This is a genomic window from Streptomyces cylindrosporus (genome assembly GCF_022698165.1).
Lineage (GTDB): Bacteria > Actinomycetota > Actinomycetes > Streptomycetales > Streptomycetaceae > Streptomyces > Streptomyces cylindrosporus.
In genome coordinates this window covers 243,629-269,156 of the sequence record NZ_JALDAY010000014.1, presented here as the reverse complement: position 1 = coordinate 269,156, position 25,528 = coordinate 243,629, and the positions used below count along the sequence as shown (strand labels likewise).

The window sequence follows — 25,528 nt, the reverse complement described above, 5'->3', positions numbered from 1 at the left end:
CTTGGGTTTGTGTGTCGTCGCGCCTTCGGGCCCTATACGGTCATGGGCCGGTCATAGGGCCCGATGGGCGCAGGCAACCTCGTACTCCCTGTCAGATACCGGTCCACAGCCGCTGCCACGGCCCGCCCCTCCGCGATCGCCCACACGATCAACGACTGCCCCCGAGCCGCGTCCCCGGCCGCGAACACCCCCGGCACGCTCGTCGCGAACCCCGCGTCCCGGGTGATCGTCCCGCGCGCCTCCATCGCCAGCCCCAACTGCCCGATCAGGCCGTCCTCCCGGTCGGGCCCGGAGAACCCCAGCGCGAGCAGCACGAGATCGGCCGGCAGGCTCCGACCCGTCCCCGCCACCGGCCGCCGCCCCGCATCCACCTCGACCAGGTGCAGCGACCGCACATGCCCGTCCGCGTCCCCCACGAACCGCAGCGTCGACGCCGCGAACAACCGCGCGTCCGCGTCCGCCGTGGGCGCCGTCCCCAGTTCCCCCGCCTCCTCGTGCGCCGCGGACAACCGGTAGATCTTCGGGTACGTCGGCCAGGGCTCCGCGTCCTCGTCCCGCTCGGCACCGGGCTGCGCGTAGATGTCCAACTGGGTCACCGACGCGGCCCCTTCCCGTACCGCCGTCCCCAGACAGTCCGCCCCGGTGTCCCCGCCGCCCACGATGACGACATGCTTCCCGGCGGCGGACATCGGCGAGCTCTCCAGGTCCCCCTCACACACCCGGTTGGCCAGCGGCAGATACTCCATCGCCTGCTGCACCCCGGCCAACTCCCGCCCCGGAACCGGCAGTTCGCGCCAGGCAGTCGCCCCGGTCGCGATCACCACCGCGTCGTACCGGGCCCGCAACTCCGCCGCCCCCACGTCCCGCCCGACCGCGGTCGACGTACGGAACTTCGTCCCCTCGGCCCGCATCTGCTCGATCCGCCGCTCCAGATGCCGCTTCTCCATCTTGAACTCGGGGATCCCGTACCGCATCAGCCCGCCGAGCCGGTCGTCCTTCTCGTAGACCGCGACCGTGTGCCCGGCCCGGGTCAACTGCTGCGCCGCCGCCAGCCCCGTCGGCCCCGAGCCGACCACGGCCACCGTCCGCCCGGACAGCCGGTCCGGCGCCTGCGGCGGGGCGAACCCCAGCTCCCACGCCCGGTCGGCGATGGCGACCTCGACGTTCTTGATGGTGACGGCAGGCTGGTTGATGGCGAGCACACACCCCGCCTCGCACGGCGCCGGACACAACCGGCCGGTGAACTCGGGGAAGTTGTTGGTGGCGTGCAGCCGATCCGCCGCGGCCCGCCAGTCGTCCCGGCTGACCAGGTCGTTCCACTCGGGGATCAGGTTCCCGAGCGGACACGCTTCGTGGCAGAACGGTATGCCGCAGTCCATGCACCGGTCGGCCTGCTTGCTGATGATGGGCAGCAGCGCACCGGGGACGTACACCTCGTCCCAGTCCCGGACCCGCTCCCCGACCGGCCGACGGGGCCAGTCCTGGCGCGGCGTGGTCATGAAACCCTTGGGATCGGCCATGGCGGTCTTCCTCGCGTCCGCGTACGACAGGCCATGCGACATCGGACGGCACTCTTTCGGCCACGATACGACGGGTCGGCCACGGACGCAGAGGGGACGGACAGCGCTTTCCGCCCAGGTTCCTCAGACTTCCCCCCAACTCCCACGGAGAACTCCTCAGCCCACGCCCAGGGCGTCTTCAGGCCGGTTTCAGTGCGGCCCCAGTCAGGCTGGGCTCAGGTCAGCCTCCGCCGGGCCGGTCTCAGGTCAGCCCCAGTCAGGCTGGTTTCAGGTGAGCGCCAGCACGTACGCCACGGCCGACCCGGCGGAGGCCACCATCCGCACGTGGTTCCACATGGTCCACTCGCGCACGTACGACGGCCAGTACGCGGCCGCTTCCGGCGTGCCCGGGTCCAGCTTGAGCAGCGCGTCGTTGCGAGGCACGTTCGCGACCATGGTCACGCCGAAGCACCCGAACAGATACAGCGCGCTGCCGACCAGCAGCTCCACCCGCCCGTCGTCCGGCCACAGCACGAACGTCACCACGCCGATCACCGCGCACAGCACGGCCGACCCCACGAACACGAGCATGAACGCCGGCATCACCGCCGTCACGTTGATCGCGTTCATGGCGGCGACGCCCTGCGCGGGCGGCAACGCGGCCAGGCCTCGCATGACGAAGGTGGAAAACCCGCAGAAGACCCCGGCCACCAGCCCGGTCCCGAGCACACCCAGCACGGTCAGCCACAGGTACGGCCCATCGATCACGACGACGTCAACTCCCCGTATAGACCCGAGATCCTCCCCGGCACCCTCCATCACCACAAGTCAATTCCCCCAACCCCACAAATCCCATAACCAATACGCCCGAACCCATACGCAAACATCCAGCCCCCGCTCACGAGACCACCCCGCCCCCTCCAAAACCCACCCCACACTCCGCCTACCGACCCCCTGCTTCGCCACCCCTCGAACCACCCACCCGCCCCTCACGCGGCCCGCTCTTCCTCCACCGCCCGCTCGAACGCTCGCCCACTCCTCCCCGCCACCCTCCTCTGGGGGCTCTCGGAGGGCCCCCTCTGCCGCTCCTCTCCGAAGGTGGCCTTCTCTGCGGGCTCTCTACCGTTCCGCTCGCTGGCTGCTCTCTGAAGGTGCCGTGCGCTGCTGCTCTCTGCGGCTGCCCTGTGCCGGTCCGCGCTCTGGTTCCTCTCGATAGGTGCGTGCGCAGCTGCTCTCTGCCGCTGGCCTCTGCCAGTCCGCTTGCCGGCTGCTCTCTGAAGGGTGCCGTGCGCCGCTCCTCTCCGCGGCTGGCCTCTGCCGGTCCCTCTCGCTCCTCTCTGACGGGCCCCCTGCTGGTCCCCTCTCGCTTCTCTGTGACGGGTCCTCTGCCGCTACTCTCCGCCGCTGCCCGCTGCCCGCTGCCCGCTGCCCGCTGCCCGCTGCCCGCTGCCCGCTGCGTCTGCCGGTGCCGTCTGCCGGTCTCCTCCGCCGGCCTCCGTTCCTCGGCCGGGTCCTCGATTCGGTCGCCCATCCCCTCTGCCGGCCTCTTTTCCCTGCCGGTCTCCCCAATCCGCCGCAACGGCGCGCAACCCCCACAACGCATCCCGGCGGTGCCATACGTCCGCAACCGACCCTCCTTCCCCCGCCCCGCCCCACCCCGCTCCCTCAGCCGACCTCCACCCCCGTCCCCTCGGCCCGCCACCCCCGCAGCACCGTCTCCACCCCCGCCCTGATCCGCCGCCGAGCCTCATGCCGCGGCACCCCACTCATCAGCAACTGGTCGTACGGCGTCTCCACATGCCGTACGGACGCCACCACCGCCGACACCACCGCCCCCTCCGACAACGCCCGCCCCGCCGCACTCCGCCCCACCCGCCCACTGCCCCGCACGGACGCATGCCGGGCGATCGCCCGAGCCCGCTCCTCCGGACACCCGGGAAACAACCGCCGGATCTCCGCCGCGAACGCCTCCGCGAACCGCACGTCCTCCGCCGCCCGCCGCCGCGCGTCCCGCACCCTGCGCCGCCGCCGAGCCTCCGCGTCCGCCAGGCACCGCTCCTCGGCCCGGGCCAGCCCCGCCTCCTCGACCAGCACGCCCTGCCGCTCGTACCGCCCCTTGCGCCGGTTGAACCGCACGACCACCGCCGACAGCGCACTCTCCTCCCGCGACCGCCGAGTGAGCGCCGTGTCACCGCGCGCCAGAAACACCAGATGCCCGAGATCCGCACAGTCCAGACACCGCGGCGCCCCCTCCTCCGGCACCAGCATCGACAACGGCCCCGCATGACACTCCCCGCAAAGCCGCCGCCTGAGCGGCTGGATGACGAGAAGCCCGGTACGGGACGAGGGAGTTGCAAGACGCGCCATACGTGTTTCCTTCCCAGGACACCCCCCGGGACCTACTCCGATCCAGCCACACTCCCGACCACCGACCACCGATCTCCGACCACCGGTCACCGCGCCCCTGTCACCGCGCCCCAGTCACCGACACCCGAACCCGATGCTGCGTAGGCATCTCGATCTCGTCGAGCACAGCCACCGCGAGATCCGCGTACGACAACCCCGATCCGCCCTCGGGAACCCGCTCACCGCCCAGCCGGTACCGCCCGGTCCGCGCCGCACCCTCCTCCAGCCCGCCGCCCGGCGTGAGCATCACCCAGTCGACGGGACCCGCGCCGCCCCGCGACCCCAGCCGACGCAGACCCGCGGTGTGGGCGAGCGCGAACGGCCGTATCTCCGGCGGGAACACCTCCGCGTCGTCCATCACCGCCCGCCCGTCCGCCCCCAGCAGATTCGCGAACAAACCGATGGCGACCAGACGCCCCACCCCCGCCGCCCCGAGCCCATCCAGCAACGCATCCGACGCCCTGACGAAGAAGTCCGGATCCAACGAGTCGAACCCCTGCTCCGGCCCACTGAACGGCGACACGGCATGTACGGCCGCCACATGGCCGCCCACGACACCGCCGACCGACCCGGAATCGGTCACATCACCCCTCACCACCACGACACCCTCAGCCCCGAGATCCGGATAACGCGCCGGCTCCCGCACCACGGCCGTCACCGTCACCCCACGCCGTCGCGCCTCGGCCGTCACCGCCCGCCCAGCCCGCCCACCGGCCCCGAAGACCACGATCCCGCCCATGCCCAACCCCCTTGCCCGGCAGCGCACTTGGCCGCCTGACCTGGACGTTAGAAGCACAGACCCCGGTTACTTCAACGGTATCGGCGCTAACCTCGACCGATGACCGACTCCCCGTCCGGCACCCGGCGCCCCGCCCCGCTGGACCCCGACATGTTCGACCCCCTCTGCCCCTCCTCGGCGATGCCCTTCCGCGTCGGCGACAAGTGGACCGGCATGGTCATCCGCTGCCTCGAAGACGGCCCGCGCCGCTTCACGGAACTCCGCGCCCCGCTCAGGGCCGTCACCCCCAAGGTCCTCAGCGAAACCCTGCGCGCGATGGAACGCGACGGTCTGCTGACCCGCACCTCCTACGACGAGAACCCACCCCGAGTCGAATACACCCTCACCCCCCTCGGCCGATCCCTCCTTCCCCTCCTTGACGCAGCCCGCACCTGGAGCCGAACCCACCTACCGCTCCTGCTCGCCGCCCGCACCGCCCACGAACAAGAAGCACCCTGAGCGGCGCGACCTGACCGCACTGCCGGTACTGCCCTCACTGCCAGTACTGCCAGTACTGCCAGTACTGCCGACAGGGAAGCGGCGAGCGGCGAAGCGGCGCCCCGATCCGTCGGACCGCCCACGCGCCACGCACCCCGGCCACCCCCTGGCGCATCATGGGCCGTGTGCGACTCGAAGCGATCACCTGGGACCGGCTCGGCGACCTCCTCGCCGAGCGCCTGCTCGACCTGAAACCGGCCGACGGCAGCCCCTGGCCCCGCATCGCCTTCGACGGCGCCCCGGCGGCCCGCCCCGGAGACCTCGCCGAACGCGTCGCCGAAGCCTTGCGCATACATGGCCGCCCCTCGCTGACCATCGGCACGGAGGGCTTCCTGCGCCCGGCCTCGCTCCGCCTGGAGTACGGCCACCAGGACGTGGACGCCTACTACGACGGCTGGTTCGACACCCGCGCCCTGTGGCGCGAGGTCTTCGGCCCCCTCGAACCCGGCGGTGACGGCCGCGTCCTGCCCGACCTCTGGGACCCGGTCGCCGACCGAGCCACCCGCAGCCCCTACGTCCAACTCCCGCCCGGCGGCCTCCTGTTGCTGCACGGCCCCCTCCTGCTGCGCCACTGGTTCCCCTTCGACCTGACCGTCCACGTCCTCCTCTCACCCGGCGCCCTGCGCCGCCGCACCCCCGAGCCCGACCACTGGACCCTCCCCGCCTACGAGCGCTACGAGGCCGAGACCGACCCGGCCGGCACAGCCGACGTACTGGTCCGCGCAGACGACCCGCGCCACCCGGCGTGGAACGGCTGACCCGGATCACTCGACCACCTGGATCACCCAACCACCTGGATCACGTGGACCACCTGGATCACGAAGTCGATCCGGCAAACCGCTTTTCAATGCACGTGCATCTAATTACCGTGGCCCCATGACGATCTCCACCACACCTGCGCTCTCCTTCTCCGATCCCGTCCGCGCCCTCCTCGACGGCAAGAACTTCGCCGGCGTCGCCACCCTCGGCCCCGACGGCGCCCCGCAGAACTCCGTCGTTTGGATCAAGCGCGAGGGCGACACCGTGCTCTTCTCCTCCACCGACGGCCGCCAGAAGGTGCGCAACCTCCGCCGCGACCCCCGCATCAGCCTCACGGTCTTCGACCTCACCAACCCCTATACCTCGGTCGAGATCCGCGGCACCGCCGAGATCCTCCCCGACGAGGAAAAGCGCCTCCCGCACGAGCTCTCGCACAAGTACCTCGGCATCGACCCGCCCGGCGAGAAGGACGACGAGGTACGCGTGATCATCCGTGTCGTGCCACGGAAGATCCTGGGCTTCTCCGCCTGAACCCGGCGGGCGTCCGCCCCGGCCCTCCGGGGCGGCGGTTACCGCGGAGTTCCACGTGCGCCCGCTCTGCCGCGCGGCGAGAATGTAGGGCGCCGGGACTCCGGGCCCAGCGGTGCCTCCCCGCGCCGCGCCGGTCGTCCGGCACCGGGAGGTACTCCATGACCACCGCCTCAGACATCATGCACCGGGGCGCCCAGTGGATCCCCGCCCACGAGACCCTGGACCGCGCGGCCCAGCTGATGCGCGAGCTGAACGTCGGAGCCCTGCCCATCAGCGACCAGAACGAGCGGCTCTGCGGCATTCTCACCGACCGTGACATCGTCGTCGGCTGCGTGGCCATGGGCCACGACCCGGCCAAGGTCACCGCCGGAGAGATGGCCCAGGGCACCCCGCGCTGGATCGAGGCGGACGCCGACGTGAGCGATGTGCTGCGGGAGATGCAGGACCACCAGATCCGCCGGCTCCCCGTCATCGAGAACAAGCGGCTGGTCGGCATGATCAGCGAGGCCGACCTGGCCCGGCACCTGACGGAGGACCAGATCGCCGACTTCGCCCACAGCGTCTACGCCAGGGGCGCGACGTCCTGATCTCCCCGACGGGATCCGTCACAGCCAGCCGTTGCGCCGAAAGCCCCGGTACAGCACCAGGCAGGCCACGGATATCGCGCCTATGACCAGGGGGTACCCGAACCTCCAGTGCAGCTCCGGCATGTGATCGAAGTTCATGCCGTACACACCGCAGACCATCGTCGGTACGGCGATCACCGCGGCCCAGGCCGTGATCTTGCGCATGTCCTCGTTCTGGGCCACGGTGACCTGCGCGAGGTGGGCCTGCAGGATCGAGTTGAGCAGTTCGTCGAACGAGGCGATCTGCTCCTTCGCCCGCATGAGGTGGTCGAGGACGTCCCTGAAGTAGGCCTGTATCTCCGGGCCGACCACCCGGCTCGGCCTGGTGGCCAGGTCGTCGAGCGGGCCGGCCAGGGGCGCCACGGCCCGCTTGAGCTCCAGGAGTTCACGCTTCATCTGGTAGATCCGGCCGGGGTCGGCCCGCGCGCCGTTCTCCGCGAACACGTCCGTCTCCACCTGGTCGATGTCCGCCTGGACCTGGTCGGTGACGTGCAGATAGTCGTCCACCACATGGTCCGCGATCGCGTGCAGCACCGCCGCCGGCCCCTTCGCGAGCTGCCGGGAGTCGGACTCCAGCTCCTCGCGCAGCGGGCCCAGCGAGCCGTGCATCCCGTGCCGTACCGTGATCACGAACTCCTCGCCGACGAACACCATGATCTCGCCGGTGTTCACCACCTCGCTGGTCGCGGTCAGCTGCTCGTGCTCGACGTAGCAGACCGTCTTGAACACGGCGAACAGCGTGTCGCCGTACCGCTCCAGCTTCGGGCGCTGATGTGCCTCGACCGCGTCCTCGACCGCCAGCGGATGCAGGTCGAAGAGCTCGGCGATGCCGGCGAACTCCTGGTCCGTCGGCTCGTGCAGACCGAGCCACACGAAACCGTCCCTGCTCTTGCGCACCTTCTCCACGGTGTCGACCAGGTCGCTGCCCTCGGGTACCCGCACGCCTTCCCGGTAGGTCACGCAGTTGACCACCGAGGAGCCCAGCGGGGACCTGGCCGGGTGGCTCAGGTCGACGCGGGGGCGCCGCCGGGCCAGCCGTGCCACCTTGCGAAGGCCACCGACCCTGCCGAGGCTCGTGACCTTCCGCAGATTCCCTGCCATGGACATCTGGATCTCCTTGCGTGGATCTCCTCGGGCTCGGCGCGGGAGCCGGCGGATCTGCCGTCTCCTGCGCTCTGGCGAGCCAGTTTGCCAGGTCCGCGTAAGCGGCAGGTGAGCCTGTGGGAACAGAAGATTCCGCTTTGTTCCCGCCTGTGGACGAAGGTGCCCGCTCCCGCGGGCGCCGGACATCTCGCCATAGCGTCGCGTCGACCACTCCCGGCAAGCCGGGCAACTGGGATGATCGCGGCATGACGCGATCCGACGGGTATCTCCTCGACAACCGGCAGTCCGAGGCGGGCGAGCGCTTCGACGCCTTCGCCACCCTCTTCGACCCCACGACCTTCCGGCACCTCGAAGGATTCGGCATCGGCCCCGGCTGGCGCTGCTGGGAGGTCGGCGCGGGCGGTACGTCGGTGGTGTCCTGGCTGGCCAAGAAGGTCGGCCCGACCGGAAAGGTCGTCGCCACCGACATCGACACCTCGCGGCTCGCGGCCGCCGCCCGGCCGCCGGTGGACGTGCGCGTCCACGACGTGGCCGGCGAGGAGCCGCCGGGGGAGGGCTTCGACCTGGTGCACGCCCGGCTGGTCCTGGTCCATGTCCCGGACCGCGAACGGGCGTTGCGCTCCATGATCAAGGCCCTGCGCCCCGGTGGCCGCCTCCTGCTGGAGGACGCCGACCCGGCGCTCCAGCCCCTGGCCTGCCCCGACGAACACGGCCCGGAACAGCGCCTCGCCAACCGCCTCCGCCAGGGCTTCCGCCAACTCCTCGCTGACCGCGGCGCGGACCTCTCGTACGGCCGCCAACTCCCGCGCCTGCTGCGCGAACACGGCCTGCGCCGAGTGGAGGCCGACGCGTACTTCCCCCTGACCTCCCAGTCCTGCGCGGCCCTCGAATCCGCCACCGTCCGCCAGATCCGCCCCCAACTCCTCGAAGCGGGCATCGCCACACCCGAGGACATCGACCGCCACCTGGCAAACGTCGAGGCCGGGGGAATGGACCTGGCGACGGCGCCGATGATTTCGGCGTGGGGGAGGAAGGCGTAGGCGACGGGGGTGTGGGCGAGGCGGAGGAGGTTGAGCTAGGCGGTGGAGGTTTAGCGAGGCGGCGGGGGTGGGTGAGGCGGCGGGGGAGCGGACGAGGCGGCAGGGGGTGTGAGCGAGGCGGCAGGGGTGCGGGCGAGGCGGCAGGGGGTGTGAGCGAGGCGGCGGAGGTTGAGCGAGGCGGCAGGAGGCGCGAGCGAGGCGGCGGGGAAGCGGGGCTAGGCGGCAGAGAGTGGGCGGGGGAGTAGGCGAGGCCGCGGGGCTGCGGGCGCAGAGGGCTCCGCCCAGCTACTCGCCCCGCGTCAGCTCGTCATCTCCGCCTCGCTTCTCATCCTCGGTTCAGTGCCTCACCCTGCCGGAGCTCGTCATCTCCGCCCCCCTTTTCGCCGTCGGCCCAGTTCCTCGCCCCCACCGCAGTCCTCGTCGCCACCGCCGCCTCTCGGCCCCGCCGGAGTCCCTCATCGCCACCCCCGTCTCTCGTCCCGGCCTCAGCTCGTCATCTCCGCCCCGCTCCTCATCCTCGGCCCGCTCCTCATCCTCGGCCCGGCCCTCCCCCCCGCCGCAGTTCCTCATCACCGCCCCCGTCTCCAACCCCTGCCACAGCTCCTCATCTCCGCCCCGCCTCTCACCCTCGGCCCAGCCCCTCACCCTCGGCCCAGTCCCTCAGCCCGCCCCGGCGGTCGCCCCCCAACCCGTTCGACGGCCATCGCCCCCGCCCGGCAGCCCTCCCGCGCCGCCTCTTCCGGTTCCGCGCCCGCGAGCAACGTGGCCAGGAACGCGCCTGTGAAGGCGTCGCCGGCGCCCGTGGTGTCCGTCGGGGTCGCCCGTGCGGCCGGCACGCGCGCGCGTACCGTGCCGCCGCGGGCCACCAGCGCTCCATCCGCGCCCTGCTTCATGATCACCAGCGGGATGTGCCGGCTCAGCTCCGCCGCCGCGTCCGCCGCGTTGGGCAGCCCCGTGAGAAGGCACGCCTCGTCCCGGCTGGGTAGCAGCAGGTCCACGCCTTCGACGAGCTTCAGGAACCGGTCGACGCCCAGCTCCAGCAGGAAGCCCGCCGACGCGGGATCCAGACTCACCGGCACGCCACGCGCGCGTGCAGACTCCAGCGCCACCGCCACCAGCGCCCGGCTCGGCTCGGAGAACAGCAGATAGCCGGACAGATGCAGCCGGGCCACGCCGTCCAGCAACGTCTCCGACCAGTCCCCGGGATCCAGCCGCATCGACGCCCCGCTGTCGGTCAGGAACGTCCGCTCGGCCGAGTCCTCCGTGGCGACGAGGCAGATCACCGTCCCGGTCGGCGCCTCCGGATCGACGACGAGCCGCGGCCGCACCCCGCACCCGGCCAGCTCCCGCTCGTGCCAGTCCGCCGCGTCGACCCCCACCCGCCCGAGCAGCCGCACCTCGGGCCACCCCCAATGCGCCGCCCAGCAGGCCACATTGGCCCCCGCCCCACCCGGCACCCTCCGAATGACGGCAGCCGTGTCCGTCCCCACGGCCAGCGCCCCCCGATGCCGGGCGACGACATCGGTGACCACATCCCCGACGACGAGCAGCGCCCCGGCCTGCGGACCAGGCGCACCCGTCACTGCGCCCCCACTGCCGGGAGCCGCGACCGATGAGCCCGTGCCATCAGCGCCCGCCGCCCCACCGACCCCCGCCGTCACGCCCCGGCCCAGGCCGCCGCGATCCGTGCCGCCAGGCGTACGTTGCCCCGTACGGCCGCCAGATTCGCTTCCAGCGAGGCTCCGTCGGTGTGCCGTACCAGATAGTCCAGGAGGAACGGCGTCACGGCCTGGCCGGTCACGCCCTCCGCCTCGCACGCGTGCAGCGCGTCGGCGAGTACGCGCGCGTGCAGCTCGGGATCCAGCTGCTCGTCCTCGGGCACGGGGTTGGCGACGATCAACGACGACTCGGGACCGTCGAGCGCGTCCTGCGCCCGCATCACGTCGGCCACCTGCGCGGGGCTCTCCAGCGTCCACTCCACGGGATGCCCCGAGTCCGACAGATAGAAGCCGGGGAAGCGGTCCGTGCCGTACCCGGCCACGGCGACGCCCAGTGTCTCCAGCCGCTGCAAGGTCGCCGGCACGTCCAGGATCGACTTCACTCCCGCGCACACCACGGTGATCCGCGTCCGCGCCAGCAGCCCGAGGTCGGCCGACTCGTCCTGCGTGACCGTCCACTCCCGGTGCACCCCGCCGAGCCCGCCCGTGGCGAACACCCGTACGCCCGCCAGAGCCGCCAGCAGCGCAGTCGCCGACACCGTGGTGGCCCCGCTGGCCCCGGACGCCACCGCGAGCGGCAGGTCCCGGTGGCCCAGCTTGCGGATGCCGTCCGCGTTCGCGACCCGCTCCAACTGCTCCTTGTCCAGCCCGACATGGGGCCGCCCGTCCAGCACCGCGATCGTCGCGGGAACGGCGCCCTCCCGCCGTACGACGTCCTCCAGCTCCAGCGCCACCTGCAGATTCCGCGGGCGCGGCAGCCCGTGCGCGATGATCGTGGACTCCAGGGCCACCACGGGTCGACGCGCGTCGATCGCCTCGCGTACTTCCTCCGACACCACCAGCACCACGCGCCTGCCTCCTGTCGTTCGTTCTTCCCTCATGTCTGGCGAGCGCCGTGCCCGGTCAAACACTTGCGGCCTGTGGCGGCCGACACCAGCCTGAGGAACATGACGGACAACACGACACGTCTCGACCACGTCGTCCTGTGGGTGCGCGACCCGGTCGCCTCGGCCGACTTCTACGAGAAGGTGATCGGGCTCAGGCCCGTCCGGGTCCACGAGTTCACCTCGGGAGAGGCTCCGTTCCCCTCCGTACGGCTCAACGACGAGACCATCCTCGACCTGATGCCCCACTCCATGGCGGAGCGCATGAAGATGCTCCCCGGCGCCGCCGAGAGCGCCGGCCACCCCGTCAACCACGTCTGCCTGGCCCTGCCCGGCGCCGACTTCGACACCCTCCACAGCCGACTGCGGGAACGCGCCGTCCCTGTCTCCGAGCTCTCCTACGACTCCTTCGGCGCCCGCGGGAACGCCACCCGCAGCTTCTACTTCCGCGACCCGGACGGGAACGTCTTCGAGGCCCGGCACTACGACTAGCAGGGCGCAGGCGGCGGCCACGCGCGCGTGGAACGCGTGGCCACCCCTGCCTCAGGGGCTCAGACGGGCCGTACGCCGTCCAGCGCCCCATGTGGATCGAGCACGTACTTGCGGCTGGCGCCCTGGTCGAACTCGGCGTAGCCGCGGGGAGCGTCCTCGATGCCGATGACGGTCGCGTTCACCGCCTTGGCGATGTGCACGCGCCCGTGCCGGATCGCCTGCATCAGGCCGCGGTGGTACTTCATCACCGGGCACTGTCCGGTCGTGAAGTGGTGGCTCTTGGCCCAGCCGAGACCGAGCCGCACCTTCAGCGTCCCGGACTTCGCGTCCTCGTCGATCCCGCCCGGGTCGTCCGTGACGTAGAGCCCGGGAATGCCCAGTGCGCCGCCCGCACGCGTGATGCCCATCAGCGAGTTCAGGACGGTCGCGGGCGCCTCCGGGGCGTCGGGGCCGTGCGCCCGGGCCTCGAAGCCGACCGCGTCGACCGCCGCGTCCACCTCCGGCTCCCCGGTGATCTGGGCGATCTGCTCCTCGATGCTGCCCTGCGAGACGTCGACGGTCTCGCAGCCGAAGCTCCGCGCCTGCGCGAGGCGTTCGGGGTTGAGGTCGCCGACGATGACCACGGCGGCACCCAGCAGCTGCGCCGAAGCGGCCGCCGCCAGACCGACCGGGCCCGCCCCGGCGACGTACACCGTCGAACCGACGCCCGCGCCCGAGCTCACCACGCCGTGGAAGCCGGTCGGGAAGATGTCCGACAGCATGGTCAGGTCGAGCAGCTTCTCACGCGCCTCGTCGCGGTCCGGGAACCTCAGCAGGTTGAAGTCCGCGTACGGGACCATGGCGTACTCGGCCTGGCCGCCGACCCAGCCGCCCATGTCGACATAGCCGTACGCCGCCCCGGGGCGGGCCGGGTTGACGTTCAGGCAGATGCCGGTCTTGCGCTCCTTGCAGTTGCGGCACCGCCCGCAGGCGATGTTGAACGGTACCGAGACGATGTCGCCGACCTCGATGAACTCGACGTCCGGCCCTCGTTCGACGACCTCCCCGGTGATCTCGTGTCCGAGGACCAGCCCCTCGGGCGCGGTCGTCCGCCCGCGCACCATGTGCTGGTCGCTGCCGCAGATGTTGCTGGCGAGCACTTTGAGGATCACACCGTGCCGGCACTTGCGGCCGACGTTCTCCGGTGCCACCCCCGGCCCGTCCTGCAGTTCAAGCGTCGGGTGTTCGATGGTCCGGACCTCCACCGCGCCCGGCTTGAGATACGCGACTGCCCTGTTTCCGCTCATGCGAATTCGCCGTCCCTTCGGCTCCGAGCCCTCGGATGCCAGTGGCTGTGCGCATGGCGGAGTCTGCTACCGGCTCGGCCTTCCGGCCACCCTCCGCGTACGGGTGGGTGGGAGCCGGCCGACGGATCGTCAGAACAGCGGCTCGGGCAGCACTCCCTCCAGGGCGAGCAGCTTCCGCTTGGTCTCCAGTCCGCCCCCGAACCCGCCTATGCCGCCGTCGCTCTCGACCACACGGTGGCAGGGCACCACGACCGGCAGCGGATTGGACCCCATCGCGGCCCCCACCGCCTGGGCCGCGCCCGGCTGGCCCACGCGCCCGGCCAGGTCGCCGTAGCCCACCACGGCGCCGTACGGCACACCGGCGGCCAGCTCGCGCAGCACCTGCCGGTTGAAGCCGGAGATCAGCGACCAGTCCAGCGGCAGCTCGAAGTCGCGCCGCTTGCCCGCGAAGTACTCGTCGACCTGCCGTATCGCCTCGGCGAGCAGCGGCGAGTCCAGTGCCTCGACGGGCTCGACGCCCAAGCGGGACGCAAGCCCCTTGAGGGCCCTGTCCCGCACCGCGTCCGTGGCGTGGAACACGACGTTGACCAGGCCCTCGCGGGTCGCGGCCAGCAGCAGTGGACCGATACCGCTGTCCACCACGGCCCACACGACCTGCTGCTCGTACTGCCCATGGCTGTCCATGCGCCCACCGTACGACCCGCCACTGACAACGCCCCGCCAGCCGGCCGGCCGGACTCAGGGTGCCTGCAGCGCGGCCCGGACCACGTCCGGTTTGTTGGTGATGACGCCGTCCACGCCGTAGCGGACGACCCGCCGTACCGTCGGCGCGTCGTTGACGGTCCAGGCGAAGACCTCCAGCGGCCTGTCGTGCGGCCCGGTGAACGCGTGCACGGCGGCCACGTAACCCGTCGAGATCGAGCTGTACGAGGGGTTGATCCCGTCGGTGAAGGCCGCGTACGCGGGCAGGTCCGACACGCGTGGCGTGCCCAGGAAGCCGGTCGTGACGGCGGGATCGAGGTCGTGGACGATCTTGAGGCTGTCCGCGCTGAAGCTCTGCACGATCAGCCGGCCCGCCAGGTGCTGCCGGTCCAGCCAGCCCTCGTTGGCGAGGAGCTTCAGAGTCTGCCGTTCGATACCCGGGTACAGCTCGGGGTTCTTGATCTCCAAAAGCAGCTTCTGGTGGTTGTGCTCCACCCGGCGCATGTACTGCCGCAGCGTCGGCACGCGCGTGCCCGCGTACTTCGGGCCGAACCAGCTCCCCGCGTCCAGGCTCGCGATCTCGGCCGCTGTGAAGTCCTTTACCTTCCACGGCGAGCGCCCGGGGAAGACCTGCTCGACGTCGGTCGTGCGCTGCAGGCTGTCGTCGTGGACGACGACGAGTTCGCCGTCCTTGGTGCGCTGGACGTCGTTCTCCACCCAGGTGATGCCCAGCCGCGCCGCCTTGTCGATGGAGGCCAGGGTGTTCTCCGGCGCGTAGGCGGAGGCGCCCCGGTGGCCGATGACCGCGACGTGCTCGCCGGCGACGTCGCCCGCCCGGGCGTCGGAGCCGGGCAGCAGCAGGGCGGCGACCCCCAGCAGCGCGGTGGTGATGGCGGCCATTGCGCGCGCGTACATGCGTGCTCCTCGCGTCGGGCAATCACGGACAGCTCAACTGTGACAGCAGAGCGTCATTGTCGGCGCGGTACAGAATGGACACACATCGAATGGTGTTGTCCAAGTCCGCTCACTGGTGCCGCACAACTGGGGCAACGACGTGTTTCTTTGCCGGAAAATCGTTCGACCATTCCGGTGGGAGTCATACTCTCTGCCTCAACCCTGACCGCTCGGGCGGTCCTGGGAGGGGGCGCATTTCAGGGAAATCAGGGACGCAAGAGGGCGGGAAGGGCAGCCGCGCATGCAAGGCACGGTCGACGGATTCAGCTACGGACTCGTCACACCGCTGGTGGCCTATCTCATGGCCTCTCTGGGCGGAGCCCTGGGCCTGCGCTGCACCACCAGATCGATGCTCGTCACCCACTCCCGGCGCCCCGCCTGGCTGGCCCTCGGCTCGGCGGCCATCGGCTCCGGCATATGGACCATGCACTTCGTCGCCATGATGGGCTTCACCGTCAAGCAGGCGCCGATCCACTACGACAAACCGACGACCTTCGCGAGCCTCGGCGTCGCCATCGTCATGGTGGGCATCGGGATCTTCATAGTCGGCTACAAGGGCGCGAGGGGAACGGCCCTGTTCACCGGCGGCACGATCACCGGCCTGGGCATCGCCTCGATGCACTACCTGGGCATGGCGGGAATGCGCCTGAACGGAAAACTGGAGTACAACACGCTCACCGTGGCCGCCTCCGTCGTCATAGCGATGGCCGCCGCCACAGCCGCCCTCTGGGCCGCCGGACAAGTCAGGGGCTTCATGTGGAGCGTGGGCGCGAGTCTCGTCATGGGGCTCGCCGTCAGCGGCATGCACTACACGGGCATGGCGGCCATGAGCGTCCACCTCCACGGCACGTCCGCCCCGACCGCCGGCGACTCGCCCGCCGCACTGCTGTGGCCCATGCTGGTCGGCCCGCTCGCCTTCCTCGTCCTCGCCGGCGTGGTGGTGATGTTCGACCCGCTGATGGTCATGGGCAAGCCCCAGTGGACCCCCGTCGAGCAGAAGCCGGGCGTCCCGGCCCACCCCACCGTCCACCACCCGGCCCACCGGCCGCGCCCGATCCGCGGCGCCCGACAAAGCTCCCGCACCCCGCAGAACCGCTGATCGCGCCGCGTTGTCAGTGGCGGGTCGTACGGTGGAACCCATGCGGCCCGTTTCCAACATCGAACGCACGGTGGCGCCCTTCGAGGTCGTCAGCCCCTACCAGCCCAGCGGCGACCAGCCCCAGGCCATCGCCGAGCTCGCCCGGCGCATCCAGGCGGGCGAGAAGGACGTCGTCCTGCTCGGCGCCACCGGCACCGGCAAGTCCGCCACCACCGCGTGGATGATCGAGAAGCTCCAGCGCCCCACGCTCGTGATGGCGCCGAACAAGACCCTGGCCGCCCAGCTGGCGAACGAGTTCCGCGAGCTGCTGCCGAACAACGCGGTCGAGTACTTCGTCTCGTACTACGACTACTACCAGCCCGAGGCCTACGTCCCGCAGTCGGACACCTACATCGAGAAGGACTCCTCGATCAACGAGGAGGTGGAGCGCCTGCGCCACTCCGCGACCAACTCGCTGCTCACCCGCCGCGACGTCGTCGTGGTCGCCTCGGTGTCCTGCATCTACGGCCTCGGTACACCGCAGGAGTACGTGGACCGCATGGTCCCGCTCCGGGTCGGCGAGGAGATCGACCGCGACCAGCTGCTGCGCCGCTTCGTGGACATCCAGTACACGCGCAACGACCTGGCCTTCACCCGCGGCACCTTCCGCGTCCGCGGCGACACCATCGAGATCTTCCCGGTCTACGAGGAGCTCGCGGTCCGCATCGAGATGTTCGGCGACGAGATCGAGGCCCTCTCGACGCTCCACCCGATCACCGGCGAGATCATCAGCGACGACGAGCACCTGTACGTCTTCCCCGCCTCCCACTACGTCGCGGGCCCCGAGCGCATGGAGCGCGCGGTCAACGACATCGAGAAGGAGCTCGGCGAGCGCCTCGCCGAGCTCGAGAAGCAGGGCAAGCTCCTGGAGGCCCAGCGCCTTCGGATGCGCACGACGTACGACCTCGAGATGCTCCGCCAGATCGGCTCCTGCTCCGGCGTGGAGAACTACTCGATGCACTTCGACGGCCGCCTGCCCGGCTCCCCGCCGAACACCCTGCTGGACTACTTCCCGGACGACTTCCTGCTGGTCATCGACGAGTCGCACAACACCGTCCCGCAGATCGGCGCCATGTACGAGGGCGACGCCTCCCGCAAGCGCACCCTCGTCGACCACGGCTTCCGCCTGCCCTCCGCCCTCGACAACCGCCCGCTGAAGTGGGAGGAGTTCCAGGAGCGCATCGGGCAGACGGTGTACCTGTCGGCGACCCCGGGCAAGTACGAGCTCTCGCGCGCGGACGGCGCCGTGGAGCAGATCATCCGCCCCACCGGCCTCGTCGACCCCGAGGTCGTCGTCAAGCCCACCGAGGGCCAGATCGACGACCTGGTGCACGAGATCCGCAAGCGCACCGAGAAGGACGAGCGCGTCCTGGTCACCACGCTCACCAAGAAGATGGCCGAGGACCTCACGGACTACTTCCTGGAGCTCGGCATCCAGGTTCGCTATCTGCACAGCGACGTCGACACCCTGCGCCGCGTCGAGCTGCTGCGGGAGCTGCGCTCCGGCGAGTTCGACGTCCTGGTCGGCATCAACCTGCTGCGTGAGGGCCTCGACCTGCCCGAGGTGTCCCTGGTCGCGATCCTGGACGCCGACAAGGAGGGCTTCCTACGCTCCGGCACGTCCCTCATCCAGACGATCGGCCGCGCGGCGCGCAATGTCTCCGGCCAGGTCCACATGTACGCCGACAAGATCACCCCGGCGATGGAGAAGGCCATCGAGGAGACCAACCGCCGCCGGGAGAAGCAGGTCGCGTACAACACGGAGCGCGGCATCGACCCGCAGCCGCTGCGCAAGAAGATCAACGACATCGTGGCGCAGATCGCCCGCGAGGACGTCGACACGGAGCAGCTGCTCGGCTCGGGCTACCGCAAGTCGAAGGACGGCAAGGGAGCCAAGGCCCCCGTGCCCGCACTCGGAAAGGCCGGCGGCGCCAAGTCCGCCAAGGGCAAGGCCAAGGAGACGGTGCCGACCGACCGCCCCGCGGCCGAACTCGCCGACCAGATCGAGGAGATGACGGCACGGATGCGCGCCGCCGCCGCGGATCTCCAATTCGAGATCGCCGCCCGGCTGCGCGACGAGGTCTCCGAGATGAAGAAGGAACTGCGCCAGATGAAGGAGGCCGGCCTGGCCTGATCTCCCCGCGCCACCCGTCGTACCTCGGCGGATGCGCACTGTGTTGCAAGACCGACACAAAGTACGAGCCGGGGTACGGCACTGTCAGTGGCGCTGCGTAGGGTTCTGGTCAACCGCGGACTCCGCGGCAACAGGGGACAGTTCGAGAGGGGATCAGCGCGTGACCGTCAACATGACCAAGGGTCAGGCCATCAGTCTGCAGAAGAACGACGGAGGCAGCCTGACCGCGGTGCGCATGGGTCTCGGCTGGCAGGCGGCTCCCCGGCGCGGCCTGTTCGGCTCGCGCACCCGGGAGATCGACCTCGACGCCTCGGCCGTCCTGTTCGCCGACAAGCAGCCGGTCGACGTCGTCTTCTTCCGCCACCTGGTGAGCGACGACGGCTCGGTGCGCCACACCGGTGACAACCTCGTCGGTGGTGTCGGCCAGGGCGGCGACGACGAGGCGATCCTCGTCGACCTCGCGCGCGTCCCGGTCCACATCGACCAGATCGTCTTCACCGTGAACTCCTTCACGGGCCAGACCTTCCAGGAGGTGCAGAACGCGTTCTGCCGCCTGGTCGACGAGACCAACGGCCAGGAGCTGGCCCGCTACACCCTCGCGGGCGGCGGCGCCTACACCGCCCAGATCATGGCGAAGGTGCACCGCTCGGGCCCGGGCTGGACGATGACGGCCCTCGGCTCCCCGGCCAACGGCCGCACCTTCCAGGACCTGATGCCGGCCATCCTGCCGGTCCTGTAGGACCGCCCAGGGCCGCACACGACACGACACACCAGCGACACAGGGGGACGAGGGCGATGACGGCCGAGCTGGTGCGGGGACAGAACCACCCGCTCTCCCAGGTCCGTCTGGAGATCCGGATCTCGGCCGGCACACCGATCGTGGCCTCGGCCACGCTCGGCGACGAGAACGGCAAGGCCCGCGGCGTGGAATGGGTGGCCCACCCCGGCGCACCCACCCTGCCGGGCCTGGAGGTCTCCCGGCAGGCGGCCGCCGACCACCGGCTCGCGGTGGACCTGGCCGCCATGCCGGAGGCCGTGCACCGCGTCAGCGTGCTGCTCGCCCTGCCCACGGCGGCCGTGGGCGGCCCGCCCCGCTTCGGCGCCGTCGCCGCCCCCTTCGTCGCGGTCACCGGCCTGGACGGCTCCGAGGTGGCCAGCTACACGATCACCGGCCTGGACGCCGAGTCGGCCGTTGTCGCCCTGGAGCTCTACCGCCGCCAGGGCGCCTGGAAGGTGCGCGCCGTCGGCCAGGGCTACTCCGGCGGCCTCGCCGAGCTCTTCGCCGACCAGGGTCTGCCCGAGGCCCACCACCTCGCGGGCGGCATCCACGACGCGGTGGCCCGCGGCCTGGCCCGCTCGGTACCGGCGCCACAGCGCACGGCCGACGGCGACCGCACCCGCCAGACGGCCGCCCCCGCGCCCGGCCCCGACCAGGCCGGCCCCGCGCCGCAGGGCGCCCCCGGTCCCGTACCCCCGCATTCCTCGTCCCCGTACCACCCGCAGGGCGCACAGCCCGGATACCCCACGGGATCCTCGGACCCCTCCGCCGTCACCCAGCCGTCCGCGCCCGCCGCGGGCGGGCCGGTGAACTACACCCATCCGGGCCGGCAGACCGCCGCTCCGCCGCCGCCCCCGCCGACCGCGCCCCCGGCCCCGCCCGGACAGCCCGCGCAGCCCGTCGCGGGCGACGCGACCGGCTGGTCCATGGACGAGCGGCTCTACAACCAGGTCTGGGGCATGTTCGAGGACCTGGCCCGCACCACCGCCGCGTACCGCAGCGCCGTCGACTTCGCCGACTCGCGGATGGAGAAGGAGCTCGACCAGGCCCTGTCCGACCCGCGCAACAGGATCGGCGGGTCGGGCGACGCGGCGCGCGAGGCCGCCCGCACGAAGCACGCGGACCTCGTCGACCAGGCCAGGGCCGCCCTCGACCGGGACCTCGCCCAGCTCACCGCCGAGGCCGAGGTCGTGGAGCCCGCGCTGCCGCCCGCGTACGCGCGCTGGGACAACCCCGTGTGGCACGCCTACCGCGTACCCATGGAGATCCCCATGGCCGTGCGCCTGGGCGACCTCTACCTGCCCGAGAGCGAGCTGCTGCGCATCCCGATGCTGGTGCGGCTGCCGCTGGAGCGCGGTCTGTGGATCGACAGCGGCAGCTCGGGGTCCTTCGACGAGTCGTACGCCGACGCCCACGCGCTCGGCCATCTCGCGATGACCACGGCTGTGGCGCTGGCCGCCCGGCTGCTCGCGGTCTATCCGGCGGGCGAGTTCACCGTGCACGTCGTCGACCCGGCCGGCTCGGGCGCGCAGGCCCTCGCGCCGCTGGTGCGGTCCGGAGTGCTCGCGGGCCCGCCCGCCCTGGGCGCCGCCGGGGTGACGGACGTCCTGACCCGGCTCACCCAGCGCGTCGACCTGGTGCAGATGGCGCTGCGCGGCGGCGCGGCCGACTCGCTCCCGCCCGGCTTCGACACGGCCCAGCAGCTGCTGATCGTCAACGACTTCCCGCACGGCTTCGACGACCGGGCCGTGAACCAGCTGCGCTACCTCGCCGACGAGGGCCCGGCCGTCGGCGTCCACCTGATGATGGTCGCGGACCGCGAGGAGGCCTCGGCCTACGGGCCTTTGCTCGACCCCCTGTGGCGTTCGCTGCTGCGACTGACCCCGCTGCCCGACGACCACCTGGCCGACCCGTGGGTCGGCCATGCCTGGACGTACGAGTCGGCGTTGGTGCCGCCCGGCAGCCAGGTGCTCCAGCAGGTGCTCACCTTGGTGGCCGCGGCCCGCACCAAGTACACGTAAAGCACCCCTGAACAGCTGATTTGATTCTTTCTTTGCCAATCACTTTACCTTTCCTTGGTGATTGGGGTATCGTTTCCGGCACGGAGGGGAGTACTCCCTGTCGACTGCGGCGTACCCGTCAATACGGATCGGATCCGATCCCGGGGCGTCGGCCCACCGTGGGTGGAAGAGACCTCCGGCAGCGCGACGACGCTGGTCATCTGCCGTTACGTAATGCCGGAGGCGCACATGGATGTTTCCCCGACCCTCTGGGTCCTGACCATCGTGGGCCTGGCGGCCCTCATCGCGGTCGACTTCTTCATCGGCCGCAAGCCGCACGACGTGTCCATCAAGGAAGCCGGAATCTGGACGGTCGTCTGGATCGCCCTCGCCGGACTCTTCGGACTCGGTCTGCTCGTCTTCGGCGGCGGCCAGGCCGGCGGCGAGTTCTTCGCGGGCTTCATCACCGAGAAGTCGCTCAGCGTCGACAACCTCTTCGTCTTCGTCCTGATCATGGCGAAGTTCGCGGTGCCCTCGCAGTACCAGCAGCGGGTGCTGCTCGTCGGTGTCCTCATAGCCCTGGTCCTGCGGGCGGTCTTCATCGCCGCGGGCGCCGCCATCCTCGCCAGCTTCGCGTGGGTCTTCTACATCTTCGGCGCCTTCCTCATCTGGACCGCCTGGAAGCTCATCCAGGAGGCCCGGTCCGACGAGGACGACGAGGAATTCGAGGAGAACAAGCTACTCAAGGCCGCCGAGCGCAGGTTCGGTGTCGCCGACCGCTACCACGGCACCAAGCTGTGGATCCAGCAGAACGGCAAGCGGGTCATGACCCCGATGCTCGTCGTGATGCTCGCGATCGGCACCACCGACGTCCTGTTCGCGCTCGACTCCATCCCCGCGATCTTCGGCCTGACCCAGGACCCGTACATCGTCTTCACGGCGAACGCCTTCGCCCTGATGGGCCTGCGCCAGCTGTACTTCCTCATCGGCGGCCTGCTCAAGAAGCTGGTCCACCTCAGCTACGGCCTGTCGATCATCCTCGGCTTCATCGGCGTCAAGCTGGTGCTGCACGCGCTGCACGAGTCCGGCGTCCACGTCCCGGAGATCTCCATCCCGGTCTCCCTCGGTGTCATCTGCTCGGTCCTGATCGTCACCACGATCACCAGCCTCCGGGCGTCGAGGAAGCAGGCGGCCCAGGAGGCGGCGCAGGCGTCGAGCGAAGGCGCTCCGAAGGACAGCATCCAGGCCTGACCACGACAGACGTAGGAACAACCAGCACCGGGAGCGCCCCAGGATGAATTGCCGACGACCGCTCCCGGTGCTTCGTTGGGTGCTGAGCGCTCCCGCCCCGGGAGAGCCACGACCGGGCGGAGGATCCCGTGACCGCACCCACCAAATTCGTGCAGATCATCGACTTCGAGACCGACCGCATCGAAGAGATGCGCAAGCTGGCCGAGGAGACGGAGGAGCGATTCGCGGGCCGCAGCGGCGGTCCCACGCACCGCCTCCTTCTCAAGGACCGCAATCAGCCGAACCGCTACCTCGTGGTGATCGAGTTCAACTCCTACGAGGAGGCCATGGCCAACAACGACGCACCCGAGACCACCGAGTTCGCGCAGCGGATGGCCGCGCTGTGTACCCGGCCGCCGTCCTTCACCGACTGCGACCTGGAAGGGATGACCGAGTTCAAGTGACGTGCGTCGGGCCCCGCAAAGCCGGAATGCGGGACCTGCGCCCCTCTGCGAGGATCGCGTCATGATCGCTCGGCTCAGGTCGCTCACCGCCCGGTGGACGCTACTCGTGCCGGTACTGGCGGTCGTCCTGTTGGCCTTCACCTGGGGGCGGCATCTGCCGGGCGCGGTCGTCGCGCTGGTGACGCTGGTCCTCGCGGGAGCCGTACTGGCCGCCGTTCACCACGCCGAGGTGGTGGCCCACCGGGTCGGCGAGCCGTTCGGCTCCCTCGTGCTCGCGGTCGCCGTCACGGTCATCGAGGTCGCCCTGATCGTCACCCTGATGGCCGACGGTGGCGACAAGGGCTCGACCCTGGCCCGGGACACGGTCTTCGCCGCCGTGATGATCACCTGCAACGGCATCGTCGGCATCTGCCTGCTCGTCGCCTCCCTGCGCCACGGCACCGCGATCTTCAACCCCGAGGGCACCGGGGCCGCCCTCGCGACCGTCGCCACCCTGGCCACCCTCAGCCTGGTCCTGCCGACGTTCACCACCAGCAAGCCGGGCCCGGAGTTCTCCGGCGTACAGCTCACCTTCGCCGCGATCTCGTCCCTGATCCTGTACGGCCTGTTCGTCGCGACCCAGACCGTGCGGCACCGCGACTACTTCCTGCCCATCACCCGCCAGGGCGATGTGATCACCGCGGACGACCACGCCGACGCGCCCTCCGCCCGCACCGCCTGGATCAGCCTGGGCCTGCTCGGCCTGGCGCTGATCGGAGTGGTCGGCCTGGCCAAGGGCGTCTCGCCCACCATCGAGTCCGGCGTCGAGGCCGCCGGACTGCACCACGCCGTCGTCGGCGTGATCATCGCCCTGCTGGTGCTGCTCCCCGAGACCATCGCCGCCCTGCGCTCCGCCCGCCGCGACCGGGTCCAGACCAGCCTGAACCTCGCGCTCGGCTCGGCCATGGCCAGCATCGGCCTGACCATCCCCGCGGTCGCCCTGGCCTCCGTCTGGCTCTCCGGTCCGCTCGTCCTCGGCCTCGGCTCGACGCACATGGTGCTGCTCGCCCTGACCGTGGTCGTCAGCTCGCTGACGGTGGTCCCGGGCCGGGCCACGCCGCTGCAGGGAGGCGTCCATCTGGTGCTGTTCGCGGCGTACTTGGAGCTGGCGATCAACCCGTAGCAGAAACGTGCCTCCACTCCGGTACCGCCTCACCCGGCGGCCGGCTCCACCGCCCCCACCGGCACCGGCCGCGTCTCGGGCAGCAGCGCGAAGCACCCCAGGCTCAGCAGCGCGATCCCCGTCAGATACGCGCCCACACCCCACGGCACCCGGCCGCCGTGCTCGGCCAGCGCCGTCGCCGCGATCGGCGTCAGCGCGCCGCCGAGCACCCCGCCGAGGTTGTAGCCGACTGCGGCCCCCGTGCAGCGCACCCGGGGCTCGTACAGCTCGGGCAGATACGCGGCGATCACCCCGAACATCGCGACGAACGCGAGCAGCGCGCCCAGGAAGCCGAGGAACATCGGCAGCGGCCGTCCGGTGGCGAGCAGCGCGACCGTCGGGAACATCCACAGGACGGCGGCCGCGCATCCGGCCAGACACATCGGGCGCCGCCCGTAACGGTCCCCGAGCAGCGCCGCCAGTGGTGTGAGCGCGCCCTTCACCACGACGGCGGCCATGATGCAGGTCAGCATGACGGTACGGCTCACCCCCAGCCGTTCCGTCCCGTAGGCGAGGGACCAGGTCGTGACGGCGTAGAAGATCGCGTACCCGACCGCCAGGGCCCCGGCCGTCAGCAGGACGAGCCGCCAGTGGTCGCGCACCACCTCCGCGAGCGGCACGCGCGCGTGGTCGTCGATCTCGAGGAAGCTGGGGCTCTCGGCGAGCGACGACCTGAGCCACAGCCCCACCGCGGCCAGCGCCCCGGCCGTCCAGAACGGCACCCGCCATCCCCAAGCGGCGAACTGCGCGTCGGACAGTGATGCCGACAGCGCCAGCATCACCCCGTTGGCGAGCAGAAACCCGAGCGCGGGTCCGACCTGCGGGAAGCTCGACCACAGGGCCCGCCGCTCGGCCGGCGCGTGTTCCGCGGTCAGCAGTACGGCCCCGCCCCACTCCCCGCCGAGCCCCAGCCCCTGCAGAAACCGCAGGACCAGAAGCAGCAGCGGCGCCGTCACACCGATCGTGTCGTACGTCGGCACACAGCCGACCGCGACCGTCGAGGCGCCGGTCAGCAGCAGCGAGGCGACGAGGACCGGCCGCCGCCCGCGTCGGTCCCCGATGTGCCCGAACAGCACCGACCCCAACGGCCGCGCCACGAACCCCACCCCGAAGGTCGCGAACGCCGCCAGCGTCCCGGCCAGGGGCGAGAACGTCGGGAAGAACAACGGTCCGAGGACCAGCGCGGCCGCGGTCCCGTAGACGAAGAAGTCGTAGAACTCGATGGCCGTCCCGGCGAGCGAGGCCGCCGCGAGCCGCAGCATGGAGGGTGCCCTTACGGTGCGTACGTCGTGCATGCCGCGTCAAC

At 71.0% G+C, this 25,528-nt stretch carries 24 protein-coding genes; 13 read left to right on the top strand and 11 right to left on the bottom strand.

Annotated elements, in window-relative coordinates; genetic code table 11:
• Nucleotides 1-32 precede the first annotated feature (32 nt).
• From MQP27_RS40070 to MQP27_RS40055, 4 genes are all read right to left on the bottom strand, one after another.
• Entirely contained in the window at nucleotides 33-1,520 is a 1,488-nt protein-coding gene (locus tag MQP27_RS40070) for a glutamate synthase subunit beta (RefSeq protein WP_242774902.1), read from the bottom strand.
• Nucleotides 1,521-1,787: 267 nt separating this feature from the next.
• Entirely contained in the window at nucleotides 1,788-2,267 is a 480-nt protein-coding gene (locus MQP27_RS40065; RefSeq protein WP_242774760.1) for an anthrone oxygenase family protein, read from the bottom strand.
• 897 nt (nucleotides 2,268-3,164) lie between these two features.
• Nucleotides 3,165-3,866, bottom strand: a complete 702-nt coding sequence (locus MQP27_RS40060) for a DUF2293 domain-containing protein (protein WP_242774758.1) — start codon at nucleotides 3,864-3,866, stop codon at nucleotides 3,165-3,167.
• Nucleotides 3,867-3,966: 100 nt separating this feature from the next.
• Nucleotides 3,967-4,644: an NAD(P)-dependent oxidoreductase gene (locus tag MQP27_RS40055; protein ID WP_278197091.1), complete on the bottom strand. Its 678-nt coding sequence runs from the start codon at nucleotides 4,642-4,644 to the stop codon at nucleotides 3,967-3,969.
• Nucleotides 4,645-4,743: 99 nt separating this feature from the next.
• Here MQP27_RS40055 and MQP27_RS40050 point away from each other — a divergent pair, with 99 nt between their 5' ends.
• The 4 genes from MQP27_RS40050 to MQP27_RS40035 all read left to right on the top strand — a co-directional run bounded on the left by MQP27_RS40050 (nucleotide 4,744) and on the right by MQP27_RS40035 (nucleotide 7,058).
• Nucleotides 4,744-5,142, top strand: coding sequence for a winged helix-turn-helix transcriptional regulator (locus MQP27_RS40050; protein ID WP_242774756.1), 399 nt, complete (start codon nucleotides 4,744-4,746; stop codon nucleotides 5,140-5,142).
• Between the two features lie 155 nt (nucleotides 5,143-5,297).
• Entirely contained in the window at nucleotides 5,298-5,939 is a 642-nt protein-coding gene (locus MQP27_RS40045; protein WP_242774754.1) for a nucleoside/nucleotide kinase family protein, read from the top strand.
• 118 nt (nucleotides 5,940-6,057) lie between these two features.
• Entirely contained in the window at nucleotides 6,058-6,471 is a 414-nt protein-coding gene (locus MQP27_RS40040) for a PPOX class F420-dependent oxidoreductase (protein WP_242774751.1), read from the top strand.
• Between the two features lie 158 nt (nucleotides 6,472-6,629).
• Nucleotides 6,630-7,058, top strand: a complete 429-nt coding sequence (locus MQP27_RS40035; protein ID WP_242774749.1) for a CBS domain-containing protein — start codon at nucleotides 6,630-6,632, stop codon at nucleotides 7,056-7,058.
• Between the two features lie 18 nt (nucleotides 7,059-7,076).
• Here the strand turns inward: MQP27_RS40035 and MQP27_RS40030 are convergent, their stop codons facing one another.
• On the bottom strand, nucleotides 7,077-8,204 hold the full coding sequence (locus MQP27_RS40030) for a magnesium and cobalt transport protein CorA (RefSeq protein ID WP_242774746.1): 1,128 nt from the start codon (nucleotides 8,202-8,204) through the stop codon (nucleotides 7,077-7,079).
• 242 nt (nucleotides 8,205-8,446) lie between these two features.
• Here MQP27_RS40030 and MQP27_RS40025 point away from each other — a divergent pair, with 242 nt between their 5' ends.
• On the top strand, nucleotides 8,447-9,241 hold the full coding sequence (locus MQP27_RS40025) for a methyltransferase domain-containing protein (protein WP_242774743.1): 795 nt from the start codon (nucleotides 8,447-8,449) through the stop codon (nucleotides 9,239-9,241).
• A gap of 641 nt (nucleotides 9,242-9,882) precedes the next feature.
• Here MQP27_RS40025 and MQP27_RS40020 read toward each other — a convergent pair.
• Both MQP27_RS40020 and MQP27_RS40015 read right to left on the bottom strand, forming a co-directional pair.
• Nucleotides 9,883-10,824 carry a carbohydrate kinase family protein gene (locus MQP27_RS40020; RefSeq protein ID WP_242774741.1) on the bottom strand — a complete coding sequence of 314 codons (942 nt, stop codon included), beginning with the start codon at nucleotides 10,822-10,824 and terminating at the stop codon, nucleotides 9,883-9,885.
• Between the two features lie 74 nt (nucleotides 10,825-10,898).
• Nucleotides 10,899-11,807: a pseudouridine-5'-phosphate glycosidase gene (locus tag MQP27_RS40015; protein WP_242774739.1), complete on the bottom strand. Its 909-nt coding sequence runs from the start codon at nucleotides 11,805-11,807 to the stop codon at nucleotides 10,899-10,901.
• Nucleotides 11,808-11,906: 99 nt separating this feature from the next.
• Between MQP27_RS40015 and MQP27_RS40010 the strand changes: the two genes are divergently transcribed.
• Nucleotides 11,907-12,335 carry a VOC family protein gene (locus MQP27_RS40010; RefSeq protein WP_242774737.1) on the top strand — a complete coding sequence of 143 codons (429 nt, stop codon included), beginning with the start codon at nucleotides 11,907-11,909 and terminating at the stop codon, nucleotides 12,333-12,335.
• A gap of 59 nt (nucleotides 12,336-12,394) precedes the next feature.
• On the opposite strand, the gene fdhA is transcribed toward MQP27_RS40010, so the two are convergent.
• The 3 genes from fdhA to MQP27_RS39995 form a co-directional block, all read right to left on the bottom strand.
• Entirely contained in the window at nucleotides 12,395-13,621 is a 1,227-nt protein-coding gene (gene fdhA / locus MQP27_RS40005) for a formaldehyde dehydrogenase, glutathione-independent (protein ID WP_242774735.1), read from the bottom strand.
• A gap of 129 nt (nucleotides 13,622-13,750) precedes the next feature.
• Nucleotides 13,751-14,305 (bottom strand): methylated-DNA--[protein]-cysteine S-methyltransferase, encoded by a 555-nt coding sequence (locus MQP27_RS40000; protein WP_242774733.1) that lies wholly within the window; start codon nucleotides 14,303-14,305, stop codon nucleotides 13,751-13,753.
• A 54-nt stretch (nucleotides 14,306-14,359) separates the two neighbouring features.
• The gene (locus tag MQP27_RS39995; protein ID WP_242774731.1) at nucleotides 14,360-15,238 is read right to left on the bottom strand and encodes a glycerophosphodiester phosphodiesterase; all 879 of its coding nucleotides are present in this window, start codon (nucleotides 15,236-15,238) and stop codon (nucleotides 14,360-14,362) included.
• 280 nt (nucleotides 15,239-15,518) lie between these two features.
• On the opposite strand from MQP27_RS39995, the gene MQP27_RS39990 reads away from it, so the two are divergent.
• The 7 genes from MQP27_RS39990 to MQP27_RS39960 all read left to right on the top strand — a co-directional run bounded on the left by MQP27_RS39990 (nucleotide 15,519) and on the right by MQP27_RS39960 (nucleotide 24,183).
• Nucleotides 15,519-16,376, top strand: coding sequence for an MHYT domain-containing protein (locus MQP27_RS39990; RefSeq protein ID WP_242774728.1), 858 nt, complete (start codon nucleotides 15,519-15,521; stop codon nucleotides 16,374-16,376).
• A gap of 40 nt (nucleotides 16,377-16,416) precedes the next feature.
• Nucleotides 16,417-18,549, top strand: coding sequence for an excinuclease ABC subunit UvrB (gene uvrB / locus MQP27_RS39985; RefSeq protein ID WP_242774725.1), 2,133 nt, complete (start codon nucleotides 16,417-16,419; stop codon nucleotides 18,547-18,549).
• A gap of 160 nt (nucleotides 18,550-18,709) precedes the next feature.
• Complete coding sequence (locus tag MQP27_RS39980; RefSeq protein WP_242774723.1) at nucleotides 18,710-19,288, top strand: TerD family protein; 579 nt, start codon at nucleotides 18,710-18,712, stop codon at nucleotides 19,286-19,288.
• Between the two features lie 56 nt (nucleotides 19,289-19,344).
• Nucleotides 19,345-21,348, top strand: coding sequence for a TerD family protein (locus MQP27_RS39975; RefSeq protein ID WP_242774721.1), 2,004 nt, complete (start codon nucleotides 19,345-19,347; stop codon nucleotides 21,346-21,348).
• A 228-nt stretch (nucleotides 21,349-21,576) separates the two neighbouring features.
• Complete coding sequence (locus MQP27_RS39970; RefSeq protein WP_242774719.1) at nucleotides 21,577-22,578, top strand: TerC family protein; 1,002 nt, start codon at nucleotides 21,577-21,579, stop codon at nucleotides 22,576-22,578.
• 128 nt (nucleotides 22,579-22,706) lie between these two features.
• A complete protein-coding gene (locus MQP27_RS39965) occupies nucleotides 22,707-23,021 on the top strand; it encodes a DUF1330 domain-containing protein (protein ID WP_242774716.1) in 315 nt (104 codons plus the stop codon).
• Between the two features lie 61 nt (nucleotides 23,022-23,082).
• Nucleotides 23,083-24,183 (top strand): calcium:cation antiporter, encoded by a 1,101-nt coding sequence (locus tag MQP27_RS39960; RefSeq protein ID WP_242774714.1) that lies wholly within the window; start codon nucleotides 23,083-23,085, stop codon nucleotides 24,181-24,183.
• 29 nt (nucleotides 24,184-24,212) lie between these two features.
• Here the strand turns inward: MQP27_RS39960 and MQP27_RS39955 are convergent, their stop codons facing one another.
• Nucleotides 24,213-25,517 carry an MFS transporter gene (locus tag MQP27_RS39955; RefSeq protein WP_242774712.1) on the bottom strand — a complete coding sequence of 435 codons (1,305 nt, stop codon included), beginning with the start codon at nucleotides 25,515-25,517 and terminating at the stop codon, nucleotides 24,213-24,215.
• Nucleotides 25,518-25,528: the final 11 nt, after the last annotated feature.